This is a genomic window from Bdellovibrio sp. HCB-110, from assembly GCF_047323225.1.
GTDB lineage: Bacteria > Bdellovibrionota > Bdellovibrionia > Bdellovibrionales > Bdellovibrionaceae > Bdellovibrio.
Genome location: NZ_CP178750.1, coordinates 3,086,427 through 3,112,116 on the forward strand (window position 1 = coordinate 3,086,427; position 25,690 = coordinate 3,112,116).

Consider the following 25,690-nt stretch of genomic DNA (forward strand, 5'->3'; position numbering starts at 1 on the left):
TAATCTATCTGCCGCCTCTATTCAAACTGAAATTTGGCATCAATATTCAAATGATCCCTACATTTTTGAAATAGACAAAAATCTGCACAAATGCATCTTTGCAGAAGCATCGCAAATCATAAGACTTCTTTTTTTGTTACCTCTAACTTGATCACAAGAAAAAATTCATGATCAAGGAGGACACATGAAAAAACTTATCGCTGTTCTATTTACGATCTGCGCCCTCGGGGCTTCAGTCTCTTCGGCTTACGAGATGACGGAAATGAATCCGACAACCAGTGAAGAGACCGCCGTTCTTGAACCCTTTCTCAGAAACTGCAACTCGCCTTATGTCGGAGTCACGGAAGATTGCTTAAGCAACACTAATCATTGTCCTCCGGGTTATGACGGTCGTGCCAACTATTGCTGCGGCAAAGACGGCAATTTCTATCGCTGCGGAACCATCTGCGAATCCATATATAAAGGTGGAAATTAAAAACTCCTTCAGGTTTCCTGGCATTAAGGAGTATAAAGTTTTTTTCTAAAACAAGAACTTGGGACCCTTTGTGAACAATGATACATTCGTTGCTATCAAAGGGTTCTCATGAATACCGCCTTAAGTGACTTCAAGAAACTGATCTACGCCCGATTCTTTTTTACTCTCGCTGTTCAGATGCAAGCCGTTGTTGTCGGGTGGCGAATCTACGAACTCACTAACGATCCACTCTCCTTAGGATTGATTGGTCTTGCTGAAGCTGTGCCTGCATTAAGTCTTGCGCTGTATGCTGGATATATTGTGGATCGCAGCCGTCCCGTGGGAGTTTATCGCTGGGTTTTGGAAGGCAGTTTTATCGCGACGCTGATTTTAATGACCTCCGCTCTGCTGCAAAATCATATTGGTCTTTTTTGGCAAATCATGGCTTTGTACGTGGCTTCTATATTTACGGGTGGAGCTCGCGCTTTTTCCCAGCCCGCGATGTATGCCATCGTTCCCAGAATCATTAAACGCGAAAACCTATCTCGCGCACAAGCCAAGATGGGATCGACCATGCAAATTGCGCGAGTAGCGGGCCCCGCTCTGGGCGGACTGGTTTTTGGTTTTCTGGGAATCACGGCTTCCTTTGTGATCATCTCGTCTCTTCTAGCAGCTAGTTTGATTTCCACTTACTTAATCAAAACGCAGATCGAGCCACCTGCTATCACGGGAACTCCTCGCCCTGTGAAAGATGAATTGGTCGAAGGTGCGCGCTTCGTCTTTAAGCATCCCATTTTATTCCCGGCTTTAACTCTGGACATGGTTTCAGTTTTGTTCGGCGGAGTCACCGCTTTGCTCCCGATCTTTGCCAAAGAAATTTTAAATGTCGGCCCCAGAGGTCTCGGAGCTTTGCGAGCCGCTCCTGCAGTGGGCGCGGCACTTATGGGACTTTATCTTTCAAGAGTTCCACTTAAACAAAGGGCCGGCTCTTGGCTCTTCACGGCTGTGTCAGGATTTGGTGTTTGTATTCTTGTCTTTGCCGCGAGTAAAAATTTCTTCCTATCCCTATTCGCGCTGGCCATGAGTGGCGTCTTTGACAGCGTCAGCGTCATCGTTAGAAGCACGGCTGTGCAACTGGCCTCTCCCGATCATATGCGGGGAAGAATTTCTGCGGTGAATTCGATGTTCATCGGTTCTTCCAATGAGTTAGGTGAACTCGAGTCCGGTATCGCCGCCAAACTGATGGGCACTGTGCCTGCCGCGTATTTTGGGGGAATCATTTGTATTCTCACTGTCGGAGTCGTGGCTTTCTTCTCCCCAACTCTAAGGAAACTCGATTTAGAAAAAGTCTCGGCTTAAGTTTGTTGCGTTTCTGCAAGGAAACTCTTAAAACGCCTCCATGCTTCAGGTCTTAGCCATCATTTTACAACTTCAGTGCGGAACTCAACAGGTGGGGTCCGTCACCTTGGCTTATGGGACCGCCGTCTATCTAGAGCAAAATTCCTCCATTCCCAAAGCGGCCTTCTTTAAAGATTACTTCCCGGAGTTTCAAGAGCATCCTCTTTGTGCCGAACTCAAGTCAGCGATGGAAACACATCAATCGGTTGAGCTTCATCTAAACGCTCACGGCGAAGTTCAATAGAACTCAAACTGGTCCCTTTCACTGTGGATAGAAAAAACCAATGACATCCCCTCCCGAGAGTACCCTCTCAGGAGGCTCGTTCGAGCCAGAAATTGTTGAATGAAAGAAACGGCCTCTCAAGAACGAAGGATCAAAAACTCATGTGCTAGGATTTCTGATTAACTCTAAATTGTGATAAAGAGCATAGATCGCAATCGCAACTGCCAAATGCTCCTTCTTCTTTGTCGTATTCCAAGTCCTTCTAAAGAGTCGGTTTATGTTAGCTCTAAACATCGCAAATGAGTGATTTAAACTAAAAAGAGGATCAAATCCACCGGACTTAAGCTCCCCTTGACCGACAACGCATCCCTTTCTTCCTTTGAAGATCACATGAGGGGACTTTGGAAAGAAGGCCTTTACGTGTTTTTGATAATGCGGATTCTCATCTGATTTGATAAGAGCCCCTTCTTGAATATAGGGCTGGATCTCCTTAAACAAAGCCTTCCGGTAATAAGCTCTTTCGTCAGATATTTTTCCATATTTTTCTAAGGATTTCTTAACCAAAAGTCCTTTGGCCGGCATCCTGGCGACTCGAAATCCCAATATTCTGCGCGTTGAAGACTCGACTGCCATTACTACAGAAAGAGGTTTCAACTTACTGTGTTCGAAGGTCTCTAGATCATCAAACTCTATTTCAGGAGAAGGAGGATAGTGTTCTCGGTCATGAGTCAAAAATGCATGGGCATAAAGTCCCATAAAGAGGAACTTTCTAACCACCGTCTTTCTATTAACTTGAAGTATCCTGGCAAGTCTTCTTTGAGAGTTGCCACTGGCAAAAAGAGTGAAGATCTTAGGATTTATGTGCCTTTTCTTTTGTCGGTAACAAGGATGAAGACTCGCCTCCGAGAAAGTCCTCTGACATCTCTTACATAAATACCTTTGAATCTTAACTCCATCGCATTTTCTTCGGAAGTATCCGATGGCAACAATAAAGTTCCGAGATTCGGCAGATGAATTCTTAGAATGACAATAAGGACAAGAAATACTCATGAAGAATGATCAAGAGCAATCTCTTGGCCATCAACATTAAAAGGGACCAGTTTTAATAGAACTTGTTTTTAAAGACGACTCCAGGTTAAAAGAAGGGAAATGTCTTCAATCAATCCGCATTTCACGTTCAATTATTCGCAGCCGGAGGATTACCGATTTTCCCACGATTCGGTTTTCTTGGCCCGCCGAGTGTTTGAGCTCTATCGAAATGTGCCCCTGGAAAACCTGCACGGTTTGGATCTGTGTTCCGGATGTGGAGTCATCGGTTTAGATTTTCTTTTTCACTGTAACAACGAAACTCAAAAGTCTTTTCGCAAATTCGATTTTTTGGAAGTGCAGAATGTTTACGCTGAGCACTTTTCAATCAATGTGGAAAGATTAGGTTTCATTCCGACGGAACTGAAGTTTCTGAATCAAAACTATGCAGACCTTCTTTCTAAAAACTTTGCTGACACTTACGACCTGATTCTTTGCAATCCGCCCTATTTTCACCAAGGACAGGGAAAGCTCTCCCCTTCAGAGTTTAAAAATCGCTGCCGCTTCTTCCTGGATTCAGATTTTAAGAGCCTGCTTTTGGGAATAGCTCACGCATTGAAACCCGAGGGACAGGCCTATGTTTTATTGAGAGATCAAAAAGAACATGGCTGGAACTCTTTTGAAGAAGCTCGGAAAATTCTTTCAGATATGCACTTGGAAAAATTGGAAGACATTCGCGGAACCGATCTTGTGAAAATCACAAAAGCTCCGCGAAAAACTTAAAGATTTGTGGATTTCTTTTTCTTTTTTTCTTTTTCGGCTTCACGTTCAACGTGACGATTTTCCTGTTTTTGATTTGCGAACATGTTAAGAGCGTTCACACGTACGTCCGCTAGATCCTCGCATGTCTTTCTTAATGCCGGATCTTTACAAGACTCATAAACTTTTCTGCGCAGGATATTCCAAGTCTGAAACCACTCTGTCGCGTCTTTCATTTTCTCTTTAGAAATTTTCTCTAAGCCCGGCACTTTCGCCGCGAGAGGAACAAACTTTTCTAAATAAAAATCCTTCTGAGCTTGCTGCATATCGCTGAACTCTTCATAGGAAAACATCCAGAAAGGAGGCTCTGACATGTCAATCACATCAGGTCTCGCTTCTGGATCGTCCGCAAATGATGTTGTGCTAAATCCCGCGATCAATAAACCTGCAATCAAGATCAGTTTCTTCATAAACGCTGCGTTCATTTATCTTGCTCCACTTGCTGCTGAGGCGATCATAACTTTCGGTGATGAGTGTGAACCTCTTAGAGCGTCTTCAATGGCTAACAACTTTTGTTGATAGCTTGGAGAGCTTCTGCGAACAACTGCATATCTTTTGTGATTTCTGCAAGACGTCTTATCAAGCATCTGCATTTCACTGTCGGCCTTTGCACCGAAAGAATTCTCGGAATCTTTCATACCCAAAGAGCCGGTAAAGAAGTCAAAACGGTTTGGACCTTTAATCGCGCCACCCGTGTCTTGAACAATGAAATATCCAGGGTGAACCATCGTTTTTCCATTTGGAAGAGTCACAATTTTGCCTTTGAATGAAGGCATATCGATGATATCACCCATACTGTAATATCGTGGGTCCGCAGCGACAGAGATATAAGGCGTAAGACAGTTACCGCTCGCACCAAAAGCCGTCTCACAAGAACCCAAGTCGACGATCTTACCCGTGTAAGTAAGAAGCTTGTTTCCAGGAAGAGTCCCAGAACCTTGCATTCTCACTTGTCTTTTAAACTTAGCGCAAGGTTTTGAAGTTGGACAGTAGTCCTTCACATGCGGAACGAAATACACTGTCGACTCCGCAAGACCTTGAGGGCAGCTGTTTCTAGCGCTCCCCACTTCCGCCATCGCTACAAGCGAGCAAACAACCATCGGAAGAAACTTAATATTTTTTTTGAGACTGTTTGTGTTTTTCATACAGAACTACAAAGCAAAAAGAGGGCCTCTCACAAAGTGCCCTAAATTGTTTTACAGCGTCAGGATGTTAAACACCCATCGTCACATTCTACACTTTCTCAAAATGAAATGTCTCAGTAGATGGCTCCACTGAGACATTTTAACTCTCAAAGCGCGACACTTTTTAATGTGCTACGCGACCTTTGAATTTGTTTTCAAAGATGGAATAAAGCGTAGGCAATACAATCAACGTCAGAATCGTTGAAGAGATAATTCCCCCAATCACAACCGACGCCAGAGGCCTTTGGACTTCAGATCCAATTCCCGTCGACAACATCATCGGAAGGAATCCAAAGATCGCCACCAAGGCCGTCATCAAAACGGGACGAAGACGAATGAGGGTTCCCTGCACAACGAGCTGCCGTCCGGTCATGCCTTCTAGTTTCAACTGATTAAAGTAATTCACCAGAACCACACCATTGAGAACGGCAATTCCCGAAAGCGCAATAAACCCCACACCGGCTGAAATACTGAAGGGAAGACCATTGGTCATCAGACCAATCACTCCCCCAACCAGAGCAAACGGAATGCAGGAGAAAACCAAAAGAGTCTGCCCCAAACTTTTAAAGGCCGCATAGATCATCAAAAGAACCAAGAGAAGTGCCACAGGTGTTAGCACCAACAGACGATTTCGCGCTTCTTGAAGATTCTTAAAGTTTCCGCCCCATTGCAGATAGTAACCGTGAGGAAGTTCAATCGCTTCTTCAACAGCCTTCTGGGCTTCAGTGACAAAGCCTTCGGTGTCTCTTCCGCGCAGATTGATCAATACTGCGGAACGACGATTTGAGTCTTCTCTATTGATAGAGCCAAAAGTTTCTGCAAACTGAGAAGTCGCAAGATTGAAAAGAGCCGTAGTCGTATTTGACCCCAATCCAACCGGAAGAGCACGGATCGTGGCGAGATCAGAACGCTCGTCGTCGCTTAAGCGCACAACGATAGGATATTTCTTTTCATTCTCATAAAGATAACCGGCCTCTTGCCCGCCAAGAGCGATAGAGATGGTACTAAGAACTTCTGAAACATCTGCACCGTATTTCTGAATCGCGTCCTCTTTCGGCACGATTCGCAAGACGGGACTTGTCCCGGCTAAATCCACTTCGACATCTCCCGCCCCTGGAACTTTAGAGACCACTTCCTGAACTTTTTTAGCCAGATCCATATTGGTTTGCAGATCAGATCCGAACACTTTCACAGAAACATCAGCTCTGGTTCCCTCTAACAATTCATTAAAGCGCATTTGAATCGGCTGGGATGCCAGATAGTTTTGCCCCGGCAATTCTTTTTCAAGACGCGCCACCAACGAGGCCACTAAAGATTCGTAGGTGTGTTTCTTTCCGTTATTAGAATCCGGCCACTCTTTTCTTTCCTTAAGCATAATATAAGTGTCAGAAACATTCACACCCATGGGATCTGTCGCAATCTCACTGGTTCCCAGACGCGAGAACACGTTTTGAACTTCTGGAAACTCTTTAATGATCCGATCTGCTTTAAGTTGAAAAGCCATCGACTGATCTAAACTGATATTTACTGGACGAATCATGTGGAAGGCGTAAGAACCTTCACTGAGCTGGGGCAAAAACTCAGCCCCTCTTTTTGCAAAAAGAATAGCGCCGACAATCACCGACAGAACCGCTGCCGTCAATGTGATCTTGCGATGCTTAAAGGTCATCTCTAGAAGAGGTTGATAAGCACGACGAATCCATGTCATAAAACGCGGTTCTTTATCCTCAGCACTACCTGAAAGAATCAAGGATGCCAATGCCGGGGCCGTTGTGAATGAAAGAACCAAAGCAGAAGCCACGGCAATTCCGAATGTCGCAGCCATAGGCTTAAACATTTTTCCCTCAATGCCCACCAACGCAAAAATCGGTAAAAAGACGACAATAACAATCAACTCGCCAAAGCCCGCAGCAAGACGCACTTCGACAGCGGCTTCGTAAACGGCTTTTTTAACTTCTTCTTTAGTCAGCTTTCTTCCGAACACTTTGCTCTTTTCATGCACAAAGCGCACGCAGTTATCAATCAGAATCACAGTTCCATCGACAATGATCCCAAAATCCAATGCACCCAAACTCATCAGATTTCCAGAAAGACCCAAAGGTTTCATCACAAGAAAAGTCGCCAGCAGTGACAGAGGAATGGTAATGGCCGTGATCACCGCCGCGCGAATATTTCCGATAAGAAGGAAGAGCACGATAATTACGAGAGTCGCACCCATTAATAGGTTATGTTCAACCGTTCCCAACGTCGCATTGACAAGGTCTGATCTATTATAAACTGTCGTCATTTCCATTTCCGCTGGAAGACTTTTTTGAATTTCCTCCACTTTGCTTTGCACTCGGGTTGAAACCGTACGACTGTTTTCTCCAAGAAGCATCATCACAGTTCCTAGAACTGTCTCTTGACCGTTCAAGGTTGCAGCTCCCGTGCGCAGTTCTTTTCCAAGTCGCACTTTGGCGATATCACCAATTTTTATGATACGAAAAGAATCCAACTGTTTGACTGGAACTTTTTCGATGTCTGCTGCAGATTTAAAGAGTCCAATTCCCTGCACTAAAAACTGCTCGGCAGTTTGCGCAATATATCCGCCACCGACGTTCTTATTGACCTTTTCCAGGGCCTCGACAATTTCCTCGAAATGAATTCCATAAGAAGCCATTTTTTTGACATCGGGTTGCACGTGAAACTGTTTTTCAAAGCCGCCGGATGTGTTGATCTCAGCCACTCCTTCGACCGTTAGCAAGCGCGGTTTGATAAACCAATCTTGCAAAGCTTTGACTTCCATCAATTGCTTCAAACGTTCATTCGCTTCTGCCGCAGGTTTTTTATAGTCGATCGCATACTGATAAATTTCACCCAGCCCCGTCGAGACGGGTCCTAGCTTAGCTTCCGCTCCCCGAGGAAGTTCTGGCAAAACACCTTGCAGACGTTCAGTCACCATTTGTCGTGCGCGATAAATGTCGACTGCATCTTTGAAAACCACGGTCACTTGCGACAAACCAAAACGGGTGATGGAACGAACCTCCAAAACACCTGCAAGTCCGCGCATGGCAGATTCCACTGGGAAGGTGATTGTTCTTTCAATCTCCTCCGGAGCTAAGCCTTCTATCGTCGTATTGATTTGCACCTGGTTATTGGTGATATCCGGAACGGCATCAATAGGCAGATGTTGAAAAGAGTAAATTCCGGCAAGTGCCAGCAATCCCGTAAACAGCAGCACTAAAGCGCGATTATAAACTGAGAAATGAATAATTTTATTAATCATAAATATCCTTAGTGACTGTGTCCTTCAGGAGCACCGCCTGAAGCCACAATCTCGGCTGTCCTTAAAAAGCCAATTCCTTGAATCACGACGTGATCGTCCATTTTTAAGTCCGCTGACTTGATTTTCATTTGTGATGCACTTTTGCTTACGACGACAAAATCAATGCGCTTGTAAAATCCGTCACGAAGGCGATAAATATTAATCTCTTCACCAGAATACAGAATAGCCGAGTTAGGAACTTCCCAAGATCCAGCCCCTTTTAGCCGCAAAGATTTAAGATCAAAATTTTTGATCGCTTCAGCAGAAAGTTTAAACCCATCGTGCTCGTCAAACACCGTAATTCCCTTTTCAGGTCCGACGCTATTATTTTCCTCAGAATGTTCTTCTCCAGCCCATGCTGAGTTCAGAAAAATCATAGACAATAATAAAATAATTAATCTTTTCACAACTTCCACTCCACAGGCTGACCGTCAATGATCTGCAAATCTAGATAAGCCTCGACAGCTTTGCTTTCCCTCTCATTGCGAGTTCGTTCAAACTCCACAAGAGAGCGATGGGCTTCAATGACCAAAGAACTGGGTACAACACCTTTAACAAAATGGCTCTCCATGCGTTTATGATTTTTATCCAAAGCATTCCCGCCGGGAGTTTGTTCCAAAATCACCACTGAACTTTGATAAAGTTTTTGCAGTTTTAATTTCTCGGCTTGCAGCTCTCGCAAAGCCAAGCTCTTACGAACTTCAGCCGATTGCAAAGAAGTTCCTGCGACCGCACGATTTCCGCCATTAAGATTTAATACCGGAATCGGCATGCTTAGATTCACACCGAACTGCTCATAGCTTTGTCCGCCTTCTTTCGCAAATTTGGCGGAAGGTCCAATATTCAGGGTCGGCCAAGAATCCCCTTGAGCCTTCGCGAGGTCCGCCTTGGCAATAGAGACATCCGCCTCAAGCATGGCTAAGACGGGTGATTTCGCAAGATCTCTTCCCTGATTCAACTTCGGCCACGGCGCTCCCGAAGATGACAGCGATTTGCGAAGAGTCACCAAGTCCAAACCGACATTGACTTTGAAATACGACTCTAACTCTGCAGACTCTTCGTCATATTGCATTTTCTTGAAGCCATACTCTCCCTTTGCAATCCTATAGACCGTCAAACTGACATCTTGTTCAGGAGAATGAAGAGGGCGAGATTCATACTGCTTCACAAGTCTCGTGAAAGTCTCTAAGGATTCTTCAACCAACGCTTGCTCTGTATAGAACTGGCGCAGTCTAAGAAGTTTGAGAATGGTTTTCTTACGCACGGAAGCTTTTGCTAAAAATAGCTCTGCCTCTGCACGAGCAGCTTCTCCCGAAGCGACTTCTTTACGCGCACTTCTCTTGCCACCTAATTCAATAGGAAACGCTAAGGAGATATCGGTCTCAGTTATATTTCCTGAATTGACCAAGCCTGTCACCGTCTCAAAGCTCAGTTCTGGATTCCGCAACTGAGCTGACGCCTCTTTAAAAGCATTTTTTTGTTTTAACGACGCCTCCGCCCGGACAACTTCCGGAGAACGAGACTCCGCGCAAGCGATAATTTGTTGATAGTTACTAATATTTCCGCACACATCAGACTCTGCCCACGCTATGGACGAAATCAAGAATGCAAGCGGTGCGATTCTTAAAAAAGACATAGAAGCACCTTATTTAAATTTTTCTAACTTTTTATAGGGATAACAAGCGCACTAAGCGCTGTACTTGGGCGGCTGGAAAGGACTTTCCATAAAGCGATTCAAAGGGAACGAATTCTTAATTAAATAAAGAAGCGAATTTTCAGAAGGAAGATTCAAATCTTGAGCTAAAGACAAAAGGACAGCGCAATGACCTAAGTGACAATGTCCCGATGCACACGGATCTAAATCTTGATGCTCACAGTTCGCCGCTGAGTCATGCATCTCCGAAGTTTCATGAAAAGAGGATTCTTGAGAGTAAAAAAAAGATTCATGCGTGTGAAAAGCAAGCGCGTTCCCCGCCACCACCCAAGTCAGCGAAAACGCAATCATTAGAAAGAGAAAGGATCTAAAAACTCTTTTCACACCCAGAATATAAACAAAAAAAGGAGCGCATTACAAGTTCTTTACCGAGAAATGACATTTTCTCTCGGACTGAGATAAAGTTTGTCACAAATACCGAGCCCCTCTCCTATAGCAAATGCAAGTGCCTTGCTCTCGCGAAAATGCAAGTAAACTGCGACTATGTAAAACCCCAAACTTCCAGGTTTTATTTTGTCTAGCGAGCTCCCTCCTTAGTATAAAAATTCATCCACTAACGGAGGGAAAAAAATGAAGTATCTATTATCATCAGCATTGATTCTTTTTACCTGCACACAAGCTTTCGCAGCAGAGCTTTCACCTGGGAATCTGGTCGGACGCTACAAAGTTGAAGCTAAAGCTGGCTTTCAACGCGTTTATTTAAATTTCCGCGTTGTGAACACTCAAGAGTTTGAAGTGCAACGAACGTATCCTAACGGCAATGCCGACGAAGTTTGCAACGGAACTTACAATTTAAATCCAAGCTTGTTCTGGGAAGATATCATCCTTGCCAGCGGCAAAACTTTTAAAGGTGTTTTCACTTGTCCAAGCAACCGCTCTCGCAGCATCAACTTCAATATTGAATTCGAGAACAAAACCACGGAAGACCTTGTCAGAGGAACCAGCGTGACAGTGACAAGCTCTATGGCTCCAGGCCGCCGTATCAGCGCCTACGTAAAGAAACAATAACCGAAACGAAAAAGCCCCTAAAGATGTCTTTAGGGGCTTCGACTTTTTATTTCGAAGAGCTACTTAGTCAATGGCATCAATTCTTAGCTTATCAATCCCCACTTGAACTCCGATACCTTTAAGCAGTTGCAATGAAATGTTAAACGCCAATTGAGGCAATCCCACTTTCACTGCCGTGAAGGCACCGACGCCACCGATGATAGCGGCTTCACCTTGCGCCACTTTATATTTTCCCAAAATGGAATCTGGAGATCCATTGAGCAAACTGATTTCAGAAGAAACACCCGCCAATTTAAAGTAACCAACACCCACCGTTGGTCCGATCCAGTGGTGACCAATAGTGATCATCACGTCACGATTATAATATTGGCCAGGGACACCTTTACACTTCAATGTTCCGTAAGCGACAGTTTTGAAGTGACCGACAATCAACTTGATCCCTTTGGATGTTCCTTTGAAAGCCAGTCCGCAAGCCCAAACACGAGCATTGATAGAAGCATCACCTCCCTGCGGTTGCATTTCAGGAGTTTCCGCGTGAGCAAAGACTCCCGCCAAACTAAGTGCCAAAATCACAGCTATTTTTTTCATCGATTTCTCCTTGTTAAGAGTTGTACTTGTTCTCTATAAGGACGTAATCAAATGAGGGAAGCAAGCCATCGGATGAAAGACATATCCCAAGCGTTCCACGAAACACTTTTTTCCGACGAGAGTTGGTAAGTGAATAAAACAGATGTGCTGAGCTACAATTGAACTTGTTCGACTATTTTCGTCCGACCATTAAAAGAACGAGCCCGACAAACATCACCCCCACACCCAAAAGACTCATTGGCGAAGGCAAACTTTTTTGTGTATAGCAATCCCACAGCATACTCACCGCAAGCTGCGTGCAGATGATTGCCGCAAAAGTTAGGTTGGCACCCAAAGATTCAATCGCCAAAGGAGTTGAAAAGACGATCAGAAAACCGCAGATCCCAGGAAGAAACTGCCACCACTCGATTCCGGCAAAGGGTTTTGCGGACAAAGTGGCTCCTCCCCCGATCAGTTCGTATTTCATCAGAAACCACAAGGCTCCCGAAAAGACCAAGAGGATCATCGCATTGAGAAAAATCGCGGAAACCAAACCGATTTGGCTCGCAGAATTTCGGTTGAGAGTGCCCTGAAGTACAATAGAAAAGCCCGCCAAAATCGGAAGAAGAAATTTAATCGTCATCCCTCTACGCTACTGGAATAAGCCTTGTAATGAAAGTGATTTTATGAGAGCAATTTAAAATGGCTCAAGCATCTATTCGTAATCAAATCCATCTCCTTATTAACGGCGTCGAGCACACGATTCGTGGCGATGAGGCTTTTTTGCCTCTGGCGCAATATCTTCGCTATCACGCACATCTTCCCGGAACTAAGGTCGTTTGTGCAGAAGGAGACTGCGGTGCCTGCACATCTCTTGTCGCGCGTTGGAACCAGGACTCTTGGTCTTCTTTCCAAACTTTAAATTCCTGTATCGCTCCGGTTTATCTTTTTGACCTGGCATCCGTCGTCACAGTGGAAGGACTGGCGATGGAAGAAGAACTGAGTGAGGTGCAAATAAAAATGCGCGAGTTCCATGGCGGACAGTGCGGTTACTGCACTCCGGGTATGGTTTGCGCACTTTCAGGTCTGGCGGAATCTTGCTCACAAAAGAAAACTCCGATCACAGAGAAAAAGGCCCGCAATCATCTCACTGGAAATCTATGTCGTTGTACCGGATATGAGCCGATCCTGAACTCTGCTTTGCACATGGATCTTAAAAAATGGCGTCCTTTGGCTGAAAGATATTTATTACCTGCCGAGCAGACAAAGTTTCAAAAACTTTTTGCGGACGATATTTCTTTGGAAGCTCCAAATAAAAAGGCCTATCTGCCAAAATTTTTAAGCGAAGCCTTAGAAATCAAAGCTCAGAATCCTCAGGTACGCATTGTTTCAGGCGCGACGGATCTGGGTGTTCTTCACAACAAAGGTAAATCTTTCCTAGATCAAGTTTTGGTCGTGAACCGAATTCCTGATATGGGAAAAATGGAGAGCACAGAAAAAGGACTTTGGGTTGGCGCAAAAGTTTCCCTGACGGAGTTTGAAAATTTCGCTGAAGAATCCCACCCTGAACTCAGCCGTTTGATGCGTATCTTCGCTTCTCCGCAAATTAAGAATCAGGGAACTTTGTTGGGTAATGTTCTGAATGGCTCTCCGATTGGTGACAGCATTCCGGGACTTCTCGCTCTCAATGCCGAAGTTCATCTGCTTTCAAAAAAAGGTGCGCGCGTTGTGCCCCTCACCTCTTTCTATAAAGCATACAAGTCCTTTGATCTTTTGCCGGAAGAAATTGCAACCGGCATTTTAATTCCTCACCTTCAAGATTCTTGGCGCTTTAAGTTTTATAAAGTGTCTTTAAGAAAAGATTTAGATATCTCTGCTGTGACCTTCGCGGCGGCCTTAAGAATGGACGACGACAATATTCTCGAGGCGCGTATCGCCTTAGGTGGTGTCGGCCCTACTGTTGTTCGTCTTGCCGATATCGAAAAAGATCTGACGGGAAGTAAATTCAGTGAACAGCTCTTTAAGACAGCCGGGAAGAATGCGCGCAAACACATCAAACCGATCTCGGATCTGCGTGCGACAGAAGACTACCGATTGAATGTCGCTGAAAATTTATTTCATAAATGTTTTGTCGAGCTTCGTGAAGAGGGGGCTGTATGTCTATAGGCCAAAATATTCCCCACGATTCTTCACGGGGTCACGTTACAGGCGGAAGTGTATTCATTGATGATCGTGGCTTCACACAAAAAGAAGTTCTTGTACTGCCCGTGGGCGTCCCTGCAGCAGCAGGAAATTTGAAAAAAATCGACATTGAATCGGCCCTAAAAGCGCCTGGCGTTTTGGCAGCGTTTACTGCTAAAGATTTGCATCACAATATGTGGGGCACAATCATTCCTGAGCAGCCCATCTTAGTGGATCAAAAAATTGGTTACTATGATGAACCCGCCGTTATTCTGGTAGGAACCTCCATGGATGCTTTACTACGTGCGAAGCCCCTGGTGAAATTTGAAATCGAGAAAGCTCCCGCTATTTTGACTATTGATGAAGCTATTCAAAAGAAAAACTTCATCTATAAAGCCAATGCTTTTGTGTGTGGAGCTGTAGACGAAGCTCTGCAAAAAGCACCACATCGTTTGTCGGGAGCTTTTGAGTGCGGTGGCCAAGAACATTTCTATATGGAGTCTCAAGCCTGCATTGCTTACCCTCTTGAAGACGGGCAAATGGAAATCCATTCCAGCTCTCAGCATCCAAGCGAAACTCAGCACGTTGTTGCCGAAGCCTTGGGTTTGCAATTGCATGAAGTCGTTTGCATCGTTAAACGCATGGGTGGAGGTTTTGGCGGTAAAGAAAGTCAGGCGGCTCCATTTGCTGCCATGGCCGCTTTGGTTGCTCAGAAAATGCAACGCCCGGCCCGTCTATGTCTTTCCAAAGACGACGACATGATGATGACAGGCAAACGTCATCCATTTAAAAACTTTTATGAAATTGGTTTTGATAATGACGGTCGCATTCTTGGATTAAAAGCGCAACTTTATGCCGATGGCGGCGCATACGCCGATCTTTCAAGCTCTATCTTAGATCGAGCGATGTTCCACATTGATAGCGCTTACTACTTACCAAATGCCCACATTGAAGGTTATGTCTGTCGTACAAACATTCATTCTAATACCGCCTTCCGCGGCTTCGGTGGACCTCAGGGTTCTATGACCATTGAAAGCATCATAGAAGATATGGCCAAGCATCTCAACATGGATGCTCTCAAAATTCGCGAAATCAATTGTTATGGCAAAGAAAAAAACAACGTTACTCACTATGGTCAAAAACTAGATCACAATCCTTTGCCCGATTTGTTTGCGCGTCTTAAAAGCGACGCCGACTATGTCAAACGCCGTGAAGAGATTGAAAAATTCAACGCCTCACAAACCGGAAAAATTCGCGGCCTTTCAATGACGGCGACAAAGTTCGGGATTGCATTCACCGCGCGCTTTCTCAATCAAGGAAACGCTCTGGTCAACGTCCATAAAGACGGAACTGTGCAGGTCTCAACAGGCGCTACAGAGATGGGTCAGGGTGTAAATACAAAGATCCAACAAATTGTTGCTCATGCTTTTGGAATTCCAGCACCGGACGTCAAAGTTATGGCGACGTCCACAGAAAAAAATCACAACACTTCGCCAACGGCGGCGTCCAGTGGTTCTGACATCAATGGTTCCGCAGCACTTAAAGGCAGCGTCGAAATTAAAAAGCGTTTGGCATGGCTCTATCAAAATATCTTGGCAGAGACGCCCATGAACGACATCGCTGAATGCCCACACTTGGACGAAAGCAAACTGCGCCTCGAGGATTTTGATTTCAACAACCGTCAAGTGAAACATCTGCCTTCAGGAAAATCTATTGAGTGGCAAGATCTTGTGAAAAGAGCTTACCTCAATCGTATGTCCTTGGGGGAATATGCTCACTTTAAAACCGAAGGTTTGGGCTTTGATAAAGCCCGCAGCATGGGTACTCCATTTAACTATTTCACAAATGGCGTCGCGGTCAGTGAAGTGCAAATTGATACTTGGACAGGTGAATACAAAGTTCTAAGAACGGATATCCTTATGGACTTGGGACGCCCATTGAATCCGGGAATTGATCGTGGTCAAGTGACTGGCGCTTTCGTGCAGGGCATGGGCTGGGTTACGTCAGAAAAACTTTTCTATAACAAAGACGGAAAACTTTTAAGCCACTCCCCGACAACTTATAAAATTCCGAACATTCAAGATACACCGCGAATTTTCAATGTCGATTTTATCGAAAATCACGAAAACCGCCAGAATGTGCACCGCTCTAAAGCTGTTGGTGAACCCCCTTTTCTTTTGGGAATCAGTGTCTGGACGGCCTTGAAAGACGCCTTGAAATACAAAGGCACGGCTATTCCAAACATTAAATCTCCGGCAACACCGGAAGAACTTTTGATGGAGCTTGCTCGCTATGAGTAAAGGAAACTTTGAAGATTTTCTTAGCGCTATGTCCACCCTCCAAAAGAATGCAAAAACTTTTGTAGTCGTGACCTTGGTAAAACAAGTGGGTTCGTCTCCTCAAGATGTCGGGGCCCGTGCTATTGTCAGCCAAGACGGTCTTGAGTTTGGCACCGTGGGTGGTGGTAAAGTCGAAAACCGCGCCATTCAAGAGGCGCAAAAAATGATTCGCGAGAAAACCCGTCATCAATTTGCCGACTGGAATTTGCAAAGAGATATCGGTATGACCTGTGGTGGAGTCGTCAGCTTTTTCTTTGAACTTTTTGAACAAGAACACCCCTTCCATGTCGCGGTTTTTGGTGCCGGTCATATTGCTCAAGAATTTGTAAGGCTGCTTCTTAAATTGGACTGCAGGATTTCATGTTTTGATTCGCGACCTGAATGGATCGAAAAACTACCTCAGTCTTCAAAACTTACCACCCTTTGCACCACTGCCATGGCGGACGAGGTTTCAAAACTTCCCGCGCGCTCTTTTGTGACGATCATGACTATGGGGCACGGAACAGATCTGCCTATTCTGATTGAAACGATGAAACAACGTGATCGTTTTAGCTACGTTGGAAATATCGGAAGCCAGCAAAAATATCTGCGTCTTAAAAATGATTTGAAGGCCGCAGGCCTTCCCGAGGAGGTTTCACAGAAGTTTTATTGCCCCATGGGAGAAGACTTCGGCAGCAATTCTCCCGTGGAAATATCCTTCAGCATCATTGCGCAACTTTTAAGAACCAAAGATCAGATTTTTGGTAGAACCGAAGCCACAACATAAAGGAATCGTTCATGGCCTCTTCTTTGGCAAAAAAGAAAACTCAAAAAATTTCCGCAAAAGAACTGCCACAGAGACTGGCCCAAGCCCGTGGTGACGCGGAACTTGATCTTCTTATCACAAACGTCAAACTCCTTGATGTCATTACTGGCGAAATTTATCCCACAGCGATTGCCGTCGGTGGCGAGTATATCGTGGGAGTCGGCCTTGACTATGTGGGCAGTCCCGCGAAAAGAACTTATGATGCCCAAGGGGCTTTTGTAACTCCGGGCTTTATCGACGGTCACTTGCACATCGAATCTTCGATGATGTCTCCGTTTGAGTTTGAACGCGCGACTTTGCCGCTGGGGACTACAACAGCTATCTGCGATCCCCACGAGATCACGAATGTCTTAGGCTCCAAAGGTTTTGAATGGTTTCTAAGAAGTTCTGAATTAATGCATCAGAATCTTTTCGTACAAATGTCCTCGTGTGTGCCCGCACTTCCGGGCTTTGAAACAACGGGCAGCGATTTTCCTTTAGAAGAAATGAAACTTCATAAAGATCATCCCTCCGTTTTGGGCTTAGCGGAAATGATGAACTTCCCCGGCGTCATTAATGCCAATGGCGAAGTTCTTGCCAAGATTGAAGCCTTTGATGACTTGAATCTGGATGGACACGCTCCCCTCTTAAGAGGCAAAGCTTTGAATGCCTACTTGCTTGCCGGAATTCAAAACTGCCACGAAACGGTGACAATAGAAGAAGGCCGCGAGAAACTACAAAAAGGCATGGGCCTTATTATCCGCGAAGGCAGCGTCGCTAAAAACCTGAAAACTCTGGCTCCCCTTGTGAATGATTTTTCTTCTGCACAGTGTTTGCTCTGCACGGACGATCGCAATCCTTTTGAAATTGCTCATGAAGGACATATCAACTTCCTGATCAGTGAATTGATCAACAAGCATCAGGTGCCTGTTCATGTGGCTTATCGTCTGGCGACGTATTCTGCAGCAAAACATTTTGGATTAAAACGATTGGGCTTGGTAGCTCCAGGGAAAAAAGCGGACCTCGTTCTTTTAACAAATCTTGAAAAAGTAGCGATCAAAGAAGTTTTGGTCGGAGGGAAATTCGTCTCTGAACTCTCTTTGGAAAAACACGTTTCAGAAAAACTCGAAAAGTCTCGTCCGCCCCTTCAGAACACGATGAGCCGCCAACTTCTTCAGCCCCCAGAGTTGAAGTACAACCTGACGGCCGGAACTTACAACGTGATTGAAATCATTCCCCATGAAATCATCACAAAACATCTGACGGTTCGCTATGACGGAAAATCTTTTTCCGAACCCGATGTCCTCTATATGGCAAACATTGAGCGTTACGGACAAGGTCTGCCGCCAGGATTGGGCCTCGTGAAAGGAATGGGACTTAAGAGCGGTGCTTTGGCAAGTTCCGTGGCTCACGACTCTCATAACCTCATGGTGATTGGCACAAATGCCGATGACATGGCCTTTGCCGCAAATACATTGGTCGAATGCGGCGGCGGTTTTGTTGTTGTCGATCAGGGAAAAGTCCAAGCCCTTGTGAAACTTCCGATTGCAGGTCTCCTCAGTCTGCAAAGTGCCGAGGAAATTAAATCTGGCATTGAGGTTTTAAAGCAAGCATTCCGAAACCAAGGTGTCGTTTTGGATGAGCCTTTTATACAAATGGCATTCTTAGCATTGCCGGTCATCCCGACGCTCAAACTGACGGACCGAGGTCTTGTCGACGTCACTAAATTTTCTTTTATTCCACTCTTTCAAGAGGCCTGACTTAGGGCCTCTGTTTTCTGTCATTTATCGTTCCTGAAACATGATTTTCCCCTCTGAAAAGCTCATAATTTAGATGTGAAAAGGAGCTTTTTATGGAACCCGAAAAACAGAGAACACCGACTCCGCCTCCCTCCAATGTAACTCCTCTACCAACACAAGCGACGAAGACTTATCAAGCTCAACCGACCAAGACTTATCTTCCTGTTCAAAAAAATTACGTTCAAGAAGTCTGTGTGATTATGGGAACGCTTTTACTTATCACAGGGCTTGTTGGTTTTGTTGTCGACAATCTTTTAGGCGCCCACCTAAGTTACACCCACAACGCCATTCATGTTGCTTCCGGAGCCTTGGCTTTGTGGTTCGGCTTTGACAGCCCTTTAAATGCAAAAAGATTCAGTTATGCTTTCGGCACTATCTATGGACTCTTGGGTGTTTTGGGGTTTGCATTCGGCGTGCGCGGTATGGCCACCGTTGGTAATATCGCTGAAGATCGTTATTTGTGGAGAGTCATTCCCGAAGTCTTAGAGCTGGGAACCGTCGATCATGTTTTGCATCTGCTATTTGGCGCGATCTTTATTTTGGGTGCGTTATTGACGTTTAAGAGATTTCAAAAAATTTAACGATATAAAAAAGGCAGGACGCTGAGCTCCTGCCTTTTTATTTTTAAGACTAACGCTTCAACTTTTGCAGAGTTTCCGCGATCCATGTTTTGTAGTACACGGCATTGGTATAAACACCCACGCTATCACAAAGAGCACTGCCACGACTTGTAACACCGAATAAATAATATTGACCATTTTTCTCGATATAAGCCGGACCACCAGAATCACCGCTGCAAGTGCCATGACCTTTTGATTCATCCAAGCGTACTTCCGTTTCTTGAACGGAAGAGATCGGAGCTTTTGTTTCACGCAAAACACCATCGCCAGACATGTCGACCTTAAGGCAATTGCGAAGATCGTCATCACAAACTACTTCGCCGTACTCTAAGGCTTCATCCAAATTAGGAACTTTCTTCGCGTCAACGGGCTCAACATCTACTTGAGAAACTCCGTACCCCGCCAAAGTCACAGTCACACCACGACGAAGAATGCTGTCATCAGTGAGCATGTTTACTGGCTTAAATCCTTCAGGCAAAGTTCCTGAGAATCGGATAATGGCGATATCACCCCAATCAAATTGTTTTTCTGAATGTTCATCAGGATTGTAAGAATCGTGAATCTGAACGTCTGTGACTTTGCGAACGTATTCCTGAAGAACATCGGGTTCACGTGTCGCCATTGTTACATCAAGATCCACACCAAAGACGACTTTAAGCTTAGAAGGCTTCGTCATCACACAGTGAGCCGCCGTCAAAACAAAGTTCTCAGCAATAATAGATCCCGTGCAAATCGCGTTATCTTGAAGGTCAAAAATACCCACGATACCCGAGGATAAAGGTGCCTTTTCCGAAACCAAAGTCCCGCCCATAATCCCTGTTTCGCTCTTAATCTCGACCTCTGGTTGAGATTTAAGTCCACAGGACACCAAAGCAATCAAGCTGATAGCTAAAAAAATACGGGCCACAGCCCCTCCCTCTAAAATGAGGGGCTCTTATAGGCACTCCCTTACAAAACGGCAAGGGTTTTCTTAAAAAAGGCGAGGCGATTGACATATTGTTGTCCAGCCCCCTCTGAAAGCCTAAACTAACGGGTATGAAAAACTTTTATCAAGACGGGCCCAGCCTAACGAACACGTATCGCGCAGACGAAACTCTTCAAAAGTTTTTAAAAAAAGTCCTCCCACCCGAGGCGCAGAAAGAGGCTTTGCCTCATCTCGATCATTTGGGTGAGCGTGCCTCCACCGACATGCTTCAGTGGGCGCAAGAGGCTGAATCACAACCACCGCAACATATTCCTTTTGATCCTTGGGGACGGCGCATAGATGACATTAAAACCTCCAACGGTTGGAAGCAGCTTGAAAAAGTCGCCGCCGAAGAAGGCATTGTCGCCACCGCTTATGAAAGAAAGTTCGGGGCCTTCTCTCGCGTTTATCAAATGTCGCTCCTTTATTTGTATTCTCCGAGTTCGGCTATTTTTTCTTGTCCTTTGGCGATGACCGATGGAGCCGCTCGCGCTTTGGAACTTTATGCCGGTAATGATTTAAAAGAACGTGCCATGCCTCACCTTCTTTCTAAAGATCCCAAACACTTCTGGACTGCGGGACAATGGATGACAGAAAGAACTGGGGGCTCTGATGTCAGTGGCACATCCACGGATGCTCATCCATTTCGGGAAAGCAGTCCATTCTCAGCGACACATTCTTTACATGGAACAAAATGGTTCACCTCGGCGACAACATCGCAAATGGCCTTAACCCTGGCGCGCCCTGATGGAGCACCGGCAGGATCAAGAGGTTTAAGTCTTTTCTATCTAGAGCTTCGTAACAACCAAGGCCAGTTGAATAATATCCAGATTCATCGTCTGAAAGATAAGTTGGGAACAAAAGCTTTACCGACGGCGGAGCTCAGCTTGCAAGGAACTCCGGCAAGAATCATTGGTGGCGAGGGCGAAGGTATTAAACGCATTGCCAGCGTTCTTAATATCACGCGCATCTACAATTCCATCTGTGCTACGGGTCACATGCGCCGTGCTTTGGATTTAGCAACAGACTATTCTAAAAAGCGCAAAGCCTTTGGTAAAATTCTGATGGATCATCCTCTGCATCGTGAAACTTTAAAATCGTTAGAAGAAGACTTCCGTCGCGCTTTCGCCTTCTGCATGTTTGTCTCTCATCTTCTCGGACAGGAAGAGGTCGGAGAAATCTCGGCATCGCAAAGAGTTCTTTTAAGAGTTCTCACTCCTATTCTCAAATTGTACACGGCAAAAAAAGCGATCAATATCTCCAGCGAAGTGGTCGAGATGTTCGGTGGCGCTGGATATATTGAAGACACGGGACTTCCTCGCTTGCTTCGTGACGCCCAAGTATTTTCTATCTGGGAAGGAACCACCAACGTTCTTTCGCTAGATATGCTTCGCGCTTTTGAAAAAGAACAGGCTCTTCCGGTCCTCTTGGAATACTTCAAAACATGTCCGGCTATGAAAGACTCGGTTTCTTCATTCATTGATAAATGGACAGCGTTGCAAAAAGTTTTAGGTCAATTGGCAAAGGGAACCCCTGAAGACTGGGAGTCCAATGCCCGTCGTTTGGCTTTCATGGTCGCTGATTTAATGACTGAAAATCTGCTTTACGAATATTCTTTATAAACTTTTACAAACTCAAAATAGAAAAGGCCACTGAACTCAATCAGTGGCCTTTTTTATGATCTTTCCAACTAACTATTAGAAAGTCACAGGTGTCATATGAGGAACTCTTCCGGCATCGGAGTTACCGATGATCATACCGCGCACTCGTGAGTGACGAGTTGCTGGGTTGAATGGAAGCCCCTTATACTTCGGTCTTTCAAGTGCTGGAACCCAACGTCCTTGAGAGTTAATAGACCACTCACGGAAGTACATCGAGATGTATGTACCTTCGATAAGATAATCAACACCAACTCCAGGGCCGGCAAGTTTCATAGCCGTTCTGAAAGTGAAATGGTTTTCTGCCATACCTTCACCGAAGGCACCGTATGCCGCCGCAAACGCCTTAGGATCTGAGTTCATGTATCTGTACATGGACTTCAGAGCAAAGTACATTTTGCTTGCTGCATTTGCAGTTTTGCGAGTGACAGAGTTTACGCAAGGTCCGCCACGATCCAAGATACATAGATCGTAAGGATCGCTGTTCGTACGGAAGTAATCATAGATTTGATCCGTCGCTACGTTGATGAAAGCATCTTGGCTCATACGCTGAGCTGCCGCCATCAATCGCGCCGTGTTCTCATCACTGAAGTTCACGTTGAACTCAAGGCCTGTGTAACCCAAGTCTCTGTCAGGTACGCTCATCATCAAAGTATCCAAACCTGTTCTCTTCACAAGTTCTTTCATACCTGATCTTAGACGAGCACCGTTACTCTTCTCATGTCTGAATGAGTAGCTGTAAGTACCGAACATGCTGTCCATGCGTGCTTTCGTATCCCAGTTTTGCACTGAGTACTTAGCTCCGTAGAACATGACTTCTCTTTCTTTATGCTTCGTCCAGAAACGAGAGTCTTCCGCGTCAGAGAAGATACCGTAGTGCACGCGTGCCGTGTTGCGCTCAACATGCATATCGGAAGTCGTAAACGAATTGATACGACCTTTGCTGTAAGTCTTATCCCAGATGATTGGGATTGAAAGCGACTTGCTCGCAATTCTTCCAGAAGAAACGCTCGTGAACGTCTCGATTTTTTGAACCGGTGCTCTTTCAACAAAATTCATTGGCTTTTTCTTCGCGAATGTTTCAGACGCAAGAACGTTACCACGGATAATGTCTTCATAAGCTTTTCTACCGACATCCGTTGAGAGATCAAATAGGAATGAGAATCCATCATCCGCATATTTGAAATCGCTCAAAGCCAAAGTCACAATAGAAACATTCGTGAACATAGAGAAACTGCTCAACTTACCGCGACTCATTTTCACGTAAGCCTTATCAGAACCCACTTTTTCTACGTATGTTTCCCAAGTACCAGAGGCAAGCTTAGCAACACCCACTCCCACAGGACCTAAACCAGCACCTGCAGAGAAGATGATACCACCGTGACCCATGTAAGTGATGCTGTCTCCAGCGTCCCATGTGTCAAGATCTGAAGCGTTTTTAGGAACGGCCCAACGACCACCCATTGCATAAGCTTTATCCAAAGTGCTTACGTAACGAACGGACTCTGTGTCTTTTCCTACGATTGGCAACACGCCCACATAAGCCCAGAAGTGATCCAGAACTCCAGTTGCGTTGTCGAACCAGAATTGCACCTGAGCACCCAAGCCCACTTCGATGCTACCATAAACAGTTTTTTGGAAACCGTCACGGAAGTCGCCATAGATCAAGGCATCAGATGAAGCCATCGGTCTATAATCGTATTTCACGAGTGTAGAGCGAGGTTGCACGTCTCTGAATTGCGGCGTCAAGTTGACGATGTAAGAACCGTAGTCAAAGCTCAAGTGGAACAAAGGTTTCAACTTAGCTTTAAGTTCGTTTTCTTCTTCTTCTTCGAAGCCATCGTCTGTACCGTCGTCAGAGTCACCAGTGTCTTCAGTGTCGTCTTCTTCAGTACCTGTGTCGTCATCGCCAGAATCTTCTTCTGTGCTGTCTTCGTCTTTACCAGTGTCTTCTTCGCGTCCGTCATCTTCGTCATGACCAACGTCTTCTTCTTTACCGGTATCTTCTTCACGCCCGTCATCTTCTTCATGACCAACGTCTTCTTCTTTACCAGTATCTTCATCATGTCCGTCGTCATGACCAGTGTCATCTGTTGACGTTCCGTAAGTGCCATTAGTTCCGTTGCTACCACGAGTACCGTGAGTGGCACTTGTACCATTAGTTCCAGTGATACCGTTACTGCCCGCTACACCATGAGATGCCGCGTTTGTGCCATTTGAAGCGGCGTTTGTGCCGTTCGATGCAGCATTAGTACCGTTTGAAGCGGCGTTCGTGCCGTTCGAAGCAGCATTAGTACCGTTCGAAGCAGCATTAGTACCGTTCGAAGCAGCATTAGTACCGTTCGAAGCAGCATTAGTACCGTTTGAAGCGGCGTTAGTGCCGTTCGAAGCAGCATTAGTACCGTTCGATGCAGCATTAGTACCGTTCGATGCAGCATTAGTACCGTTCGATGCAGCATTAGTACCGTTTGAAGCGGCGTTAGTACCGTTTGATGCAGCATTAGTACCGTTTGAAGCGGCGTTAGTACCGTTTGATGCAGCATTAGTACCGTTTGAAGCGGCGTTAGTGCCGTTCGATGCCGCATTTGTACCGTTTGAAGCGGCGTTAGTGCCGTTCGATGCCGCATTTGTACCGTTGGTTCCAACAATACCGGCGCTGCCAGCAACACCGCTAGAAGCTGCATTTGTTCCGTTGGTTCCGACGATACCAGCGCTTCCAACGACCCCTGCAGAACCACTTGTTCCGCTTGAAGCTGCATTCGTACCATTTGTTCCAATGACACCGCTGCTACCAATAACTCCCGCGGAACCGCTTGTTCCATTCGAAGCTGCATTCGTACCATTCGTTCCAATGACACCGCTGCTACCAATAACTCCCGCGGAACCGCTTGTTCCATTCGAAGCTGCATTCGTACCATTCGTTCCAATGATACCACTGCTACCAATAACTCCCGCGGAGCCACTTGTTCCATTCGAAGCTGCATTCGTACCGTTGCTTCCAATAATTCCACTGCTTCCGATAACGCCAGCACTACCACTTGTAGCCGCAACTCCACTGCTTCCCGCTACACCAGCTGAAGCTGCGTTGGTTCCGTTGCTTCCGCTGGAACCCAAAACACCGCTGCTACCAGCAATACCGTTTGATGCCGCATTGGTTCCATTGGTGCCGAGGATTGCATTTGGTTGTGCTCCTCCCAATTTAAGTTCTGAGCACTGAACCCAGACTTTGTTAATCAAGCACATCCCATCAGCGCGCTGTTCTGATGTGCTTAAATTAATAAATCCCCCTTTACCGTTAATGTCGACGATCGGTCTCGCATTCTTCGAGTTCTCCGCCATCACATTTCGATTCGGGGTATTTTTCCAAGCCGGATTCACGTTGGGCTTGTTCGCGAGTGCGAAGTTAGCGACCAACGAGACACCAGCCAAGACAAATACCTTTCTTGACTTGCCAGTCATTGCATTCTCCTTTGTGTTGTTTCTTGTCTGTTTGCGTTCGTGATGAAAATTTCTAAAAGGGGTAAATAATTTTGGCACTTTAAATAAATGATGGTTTCATTCTTTTAATTGACAGTTTTCACCCCTGTTACTGCACATGCATTTGAAAAATAGAAATCTTGAAAAAGAAAATGAAGTCTTCGCATTTTC

21 protein-coding genes are annotated in these 25,690 nt (G+C 45.4%); 11 read left to right on the top strand and 10 right to left on the bottom strand.

Annotation, left to right across the window (positions count from 1 at the left end; all coding sequences use genetic code 11):
- The first annotated feature begins 184 nt into the window (after positions 1 to 184).
- The 3 genes from ACL934_RS14635 (at position 185) to ACL934_RS14645 (ending at position 2,096) form a co-directional block, all read left to right on the top strand.
- Complete coding sequence (locus tag ACL934_RS14635) at positions 185 to 475, top strand: hypothetical protein (RefSeq protein ID WP_374074652.1); 291 nt, start codon at positions 185 to 187, stop codon at positions 473 to 475.
- Between the two features lie 108 nt (positions 476 to 583).
- On the top strand, positions 584 to 1,813 hold the full coding sequence (locus tag ACL934_RS14640; protein ID WP_374074653.1) for an MFS transporter: 1,230 nt from the start codon (positions 584 to 586) through the stop codon (positions 1,811 to 1,813).
- Between the two features lie 40 nt (positions 1,814 to 1,853).
- Positions 1,854 to 2,096 (top strand): hypothetical protein, encoded by a 243-nt coding sequence (locus ACL934_RS14645; protein ID WP_374074655.1) that lies wholly within the window; start codon positions 1,854 to 1,856, stop codon positions 2,094 to 2,096.
- 138 nt (positions 2,097 to 2,234) lie between these two features.
- On the opposite strand, the gene ACL934_RS14650 is transcribed toward ACL934_RS14645, so the two are convergent.
- Positions 2,235 to 2,852, bottom strand: a complete 618-nt coding sequence (locus ACL934_RS14650) for a hypothetical protein (RefSeq protein WP_374074658.1) — start codon at positions 2,850 to 2,852, stop codon at positions 2,235 to 2,237.
- Between the two features lie 372 nt (positions 2,853 to 3,224).
- Between ACL934_RS14650 and ACL934_RS14655 the strand changes: the two genes are divergently transcribed.
- Positions 3,225 to 3,884, top strand: a complete 660-nt coding sequence (locus ACL934_RS14655; RefSeq protein WP_374074660.1) for a methyltransferase — start codon at positions 3,225 to 3,227, stop codon at positions 3,882 to 3,884.
- On the opposite strand, the gene ACL934_RS14660 is transcribed toward ACL934_RS14655, so the two are convergent.
- From ACL934_RS14660 to ACL934_RS14680, 5 genes are all read right to left on the bottom strand, one after another.
- Entirely contained in the window at positions 3,881 to 4,345 is a 465-nt protein-coding gene (locus ACL934_RS14660) for a hypothetical protein (RefSeq protein WP_374074661.1), read from the bottom strand. The two genes, ACL934_RS14655 and ACL934_RS14660, sit on opposite strands and share 4 nt — an antisense overlap.
- Positions 4,346 to 5,065, bottom strand: a complete 720-nt coding sequence (locus ACL934_RS14665) for a 3D domain-containing protein (RefSeq protein WP_374074663.1) — start codon at positions 5,063 to 5,065, stop codon at positions 4,346 to 4,348.
- Positions 5,066 to 5,228: 163 nt separating this feature from the next.
- Positions 5,229 to 8,369 carry an efflux RND transporter permease subunit gene (locus ACL934_RS14670; protein ID WP_413612518.1) on the bottom strand — a complete coding sequence of 1,047 codons (3,141 nt, stop codon included), beginning with the start codon at positions 8,367 to 8,369 and terminating at the stop codon, positions 5,229 to 5,231.
- A gap of 8 nt (positions 8,370 to 8,377) precedes the next feature.
- Positions 8,378 to 8,815: a hypothetical protein gene (locus ACL934_RS14675; protein WP_413612519.1), complete on the bottom strand. Its 438-nt coding sequence runs from the start codon at positions 8,813 to 8,815 to the stop codon at positions 8,378 to 8,380.
- Positions 8,812 to 10,044, bottom strand: a complete 1,233-nt coding sequence (locus ACL934_RS14680; protein ID WP_413612520.1) for a TolC family protein — start codon at positions 10,042 to 10,044, stop codon at positions 8,812 to 8,814. Before ACL934_RS14680 ends, ACL934_RS14675 begins: the two co-directional genes overlap by 4 nt.
- A 648-nt stretch (positions 10,045 to 10,692) precedes the next feature.
- Between ACL934_RS14680 and ACL934_RS14685 the strand changes: the two genes are divergently transcribed.
- Positions 10,693 to 11,130, top strand: a complete 438-nt coding sequence (locus ACL934_RS14685; RefSeq protein ID WP_413612521.1) for a hypothetical protein — start codon at positions 10,693 to 10,695, stop codon at positions 11,128 to 11,130.
- A 63-nt stretch (positions 11,131 to 11,193) separates the two neighbouring features.
- On the opposite strand, the gene ACL934_RS14690 is transcribed toward ACL934_RS14685, so the two are convergent.
- A complete protein-coding gene (locus ACL934_RS14690; RefSeq protein ID WP_374074672.1) occupies positions 11,194 to 11,718 on the bottom strand; it encodes a hypothetical protein in 525 nt (174 codons plus the stop codon).
- Between the two features lie 172 nt (positions 11,719 to 11,890).
- Positions 11,891 to 12,340: a DMT family transporter gene (locus ACL934_RS14695; protein WP_413612522.1), complete on the bottom strand. Its 450-nt coding sequence runs from the start codon at positions 12,338 to 12,340 to the stop codon at positions 11,891 to 11,893.
- Positions 12,341 to 12,399: 59 nt separating this feature from the next.
- On the opposite strand from ACL934_RS14695, the gene ACL934_RS14700 reads away from it, so the two are divergent.
- The 5 genes from ACL934_RS14700 (at position 12,400) to ACL934_RS14720 (ending at position 19,381) form a co-directional block, all read left to right on the top strand.
- A complete protein-coding gene (locus ACL934_RS14700) occupies positions 12,400 to 13,863 on the top strand; it encodes a xanthine dehydrogenase small subunit (protein WP_413612523.1) in 1,464 nt (487 codons plus the stop codon).
- The gene (xdhB, locus tag ACL934_RS14705; RefSeq protein ID WP_413612524.1) at positions 13,854 to 16,178 is read left to right on the top strand and encodes a xanthine dehydrogenase molybdopterin binding subunit; all 2,325 of its coding nucleotides are present in this window, start codon (positions 13,854 to 13,856) and stop codon (positions 16,176 to 16,178) included. The genes ACL934_RS14700 and xdhB overlap by 10 nt, the downstream gene beginning before the upstream one ends.
- On the top strand, positions 16,171 to 16,983 hold the full coding sequence (gene xdhC / locus ACL934_RS14710; protein WP_374074681.1) for a xanthine dehydrogenase accessory protein XdhC: 813 nt from the start codon (positions 16,171 to 16,173) through the stop codon (positions 16,981 to 16,983). The genes xdhB and xdhC overlap by 8 nt, the downstream gene beginning before the upstream one ends.
- Positions 16,984 to 16,994: 11 nt before the next feature.
- Positions 16,995 to 18,761: an adenine deaminase gene (adeD, locus tag ACL934_RS14715; protein ID WP_413612525.1), complete on the top strand. Its 1,767-nt coding sequence runs from the start codon at positions 16,995 to 16,997 to the stop codon at positions 18,759 to 18,761.
- A 92-nt stretch (positions 18,762 to 18,853) separates the two neighbouring features.
- Positions 18,854 to 19,381 (top strand): hypothetical protein, encoded by a 528-nt coding sequence (locus tag ACL934_RS14720; protein ID WP_374074684.1) that lies wholly within the window; start codon positions 18,854 to 18,856, stop codon positions 19,379 to 19,381.
- Between the two features lie 49 nt (positions 19,382 to 19,430).
- On the opposite strand, the gene ACL934_RS14725 is transcribed toward ACL934_RS14720, so the two are convergent.
- Positions 19,431 to 20,327, bottom strand: a complete 897-nt coding sequence (locus ACL934_RS14725; protein WP_374074686.1) for a S1 family peptidase — start codon at positions 20,325 to 20,327, stop codon at positions 19,431 to 19,433.
- Between the two features lie 128 nt (positions 20,328 to 20,455).
- Here ACL934_RS14725 and ACL934_RS14730 point away from each other — a divergent pair, with 128 nt between their 5' ends.
- A complete protein-coding gene (locus tag ACL934_RS14730; RefSeq protein WP_413612526.1) occupies positions 20,456 to 22,006 on the top strand; it encodes an acyl-CoA dehydrogenase family protein in 1,551 nt (516 codons plus the stop codon).
- A gap of 75 nt (positions 22,007 to 22,081) precedes the next feature.
- On the opposite strand, the gene ACL934_RS14735 is transcribed toward ACL934_RS14730, so the two are convergent.
- Positions 22,082 to 25,501 carry a hypothetical protein gene (locus ACL934_RS14735; RefSeq protein WP_413612527.1) on the bottom strand — a complete coding sequence of 1,140 codons (3,420 nt, stop codon included), beginning with the start codon at positions 25,499 to 25,501 and terminating at the stop codon, positions 22,082 to 22,084.
- Positions 25,502 to 25,690: the final 189 nt, after the last annotated feature.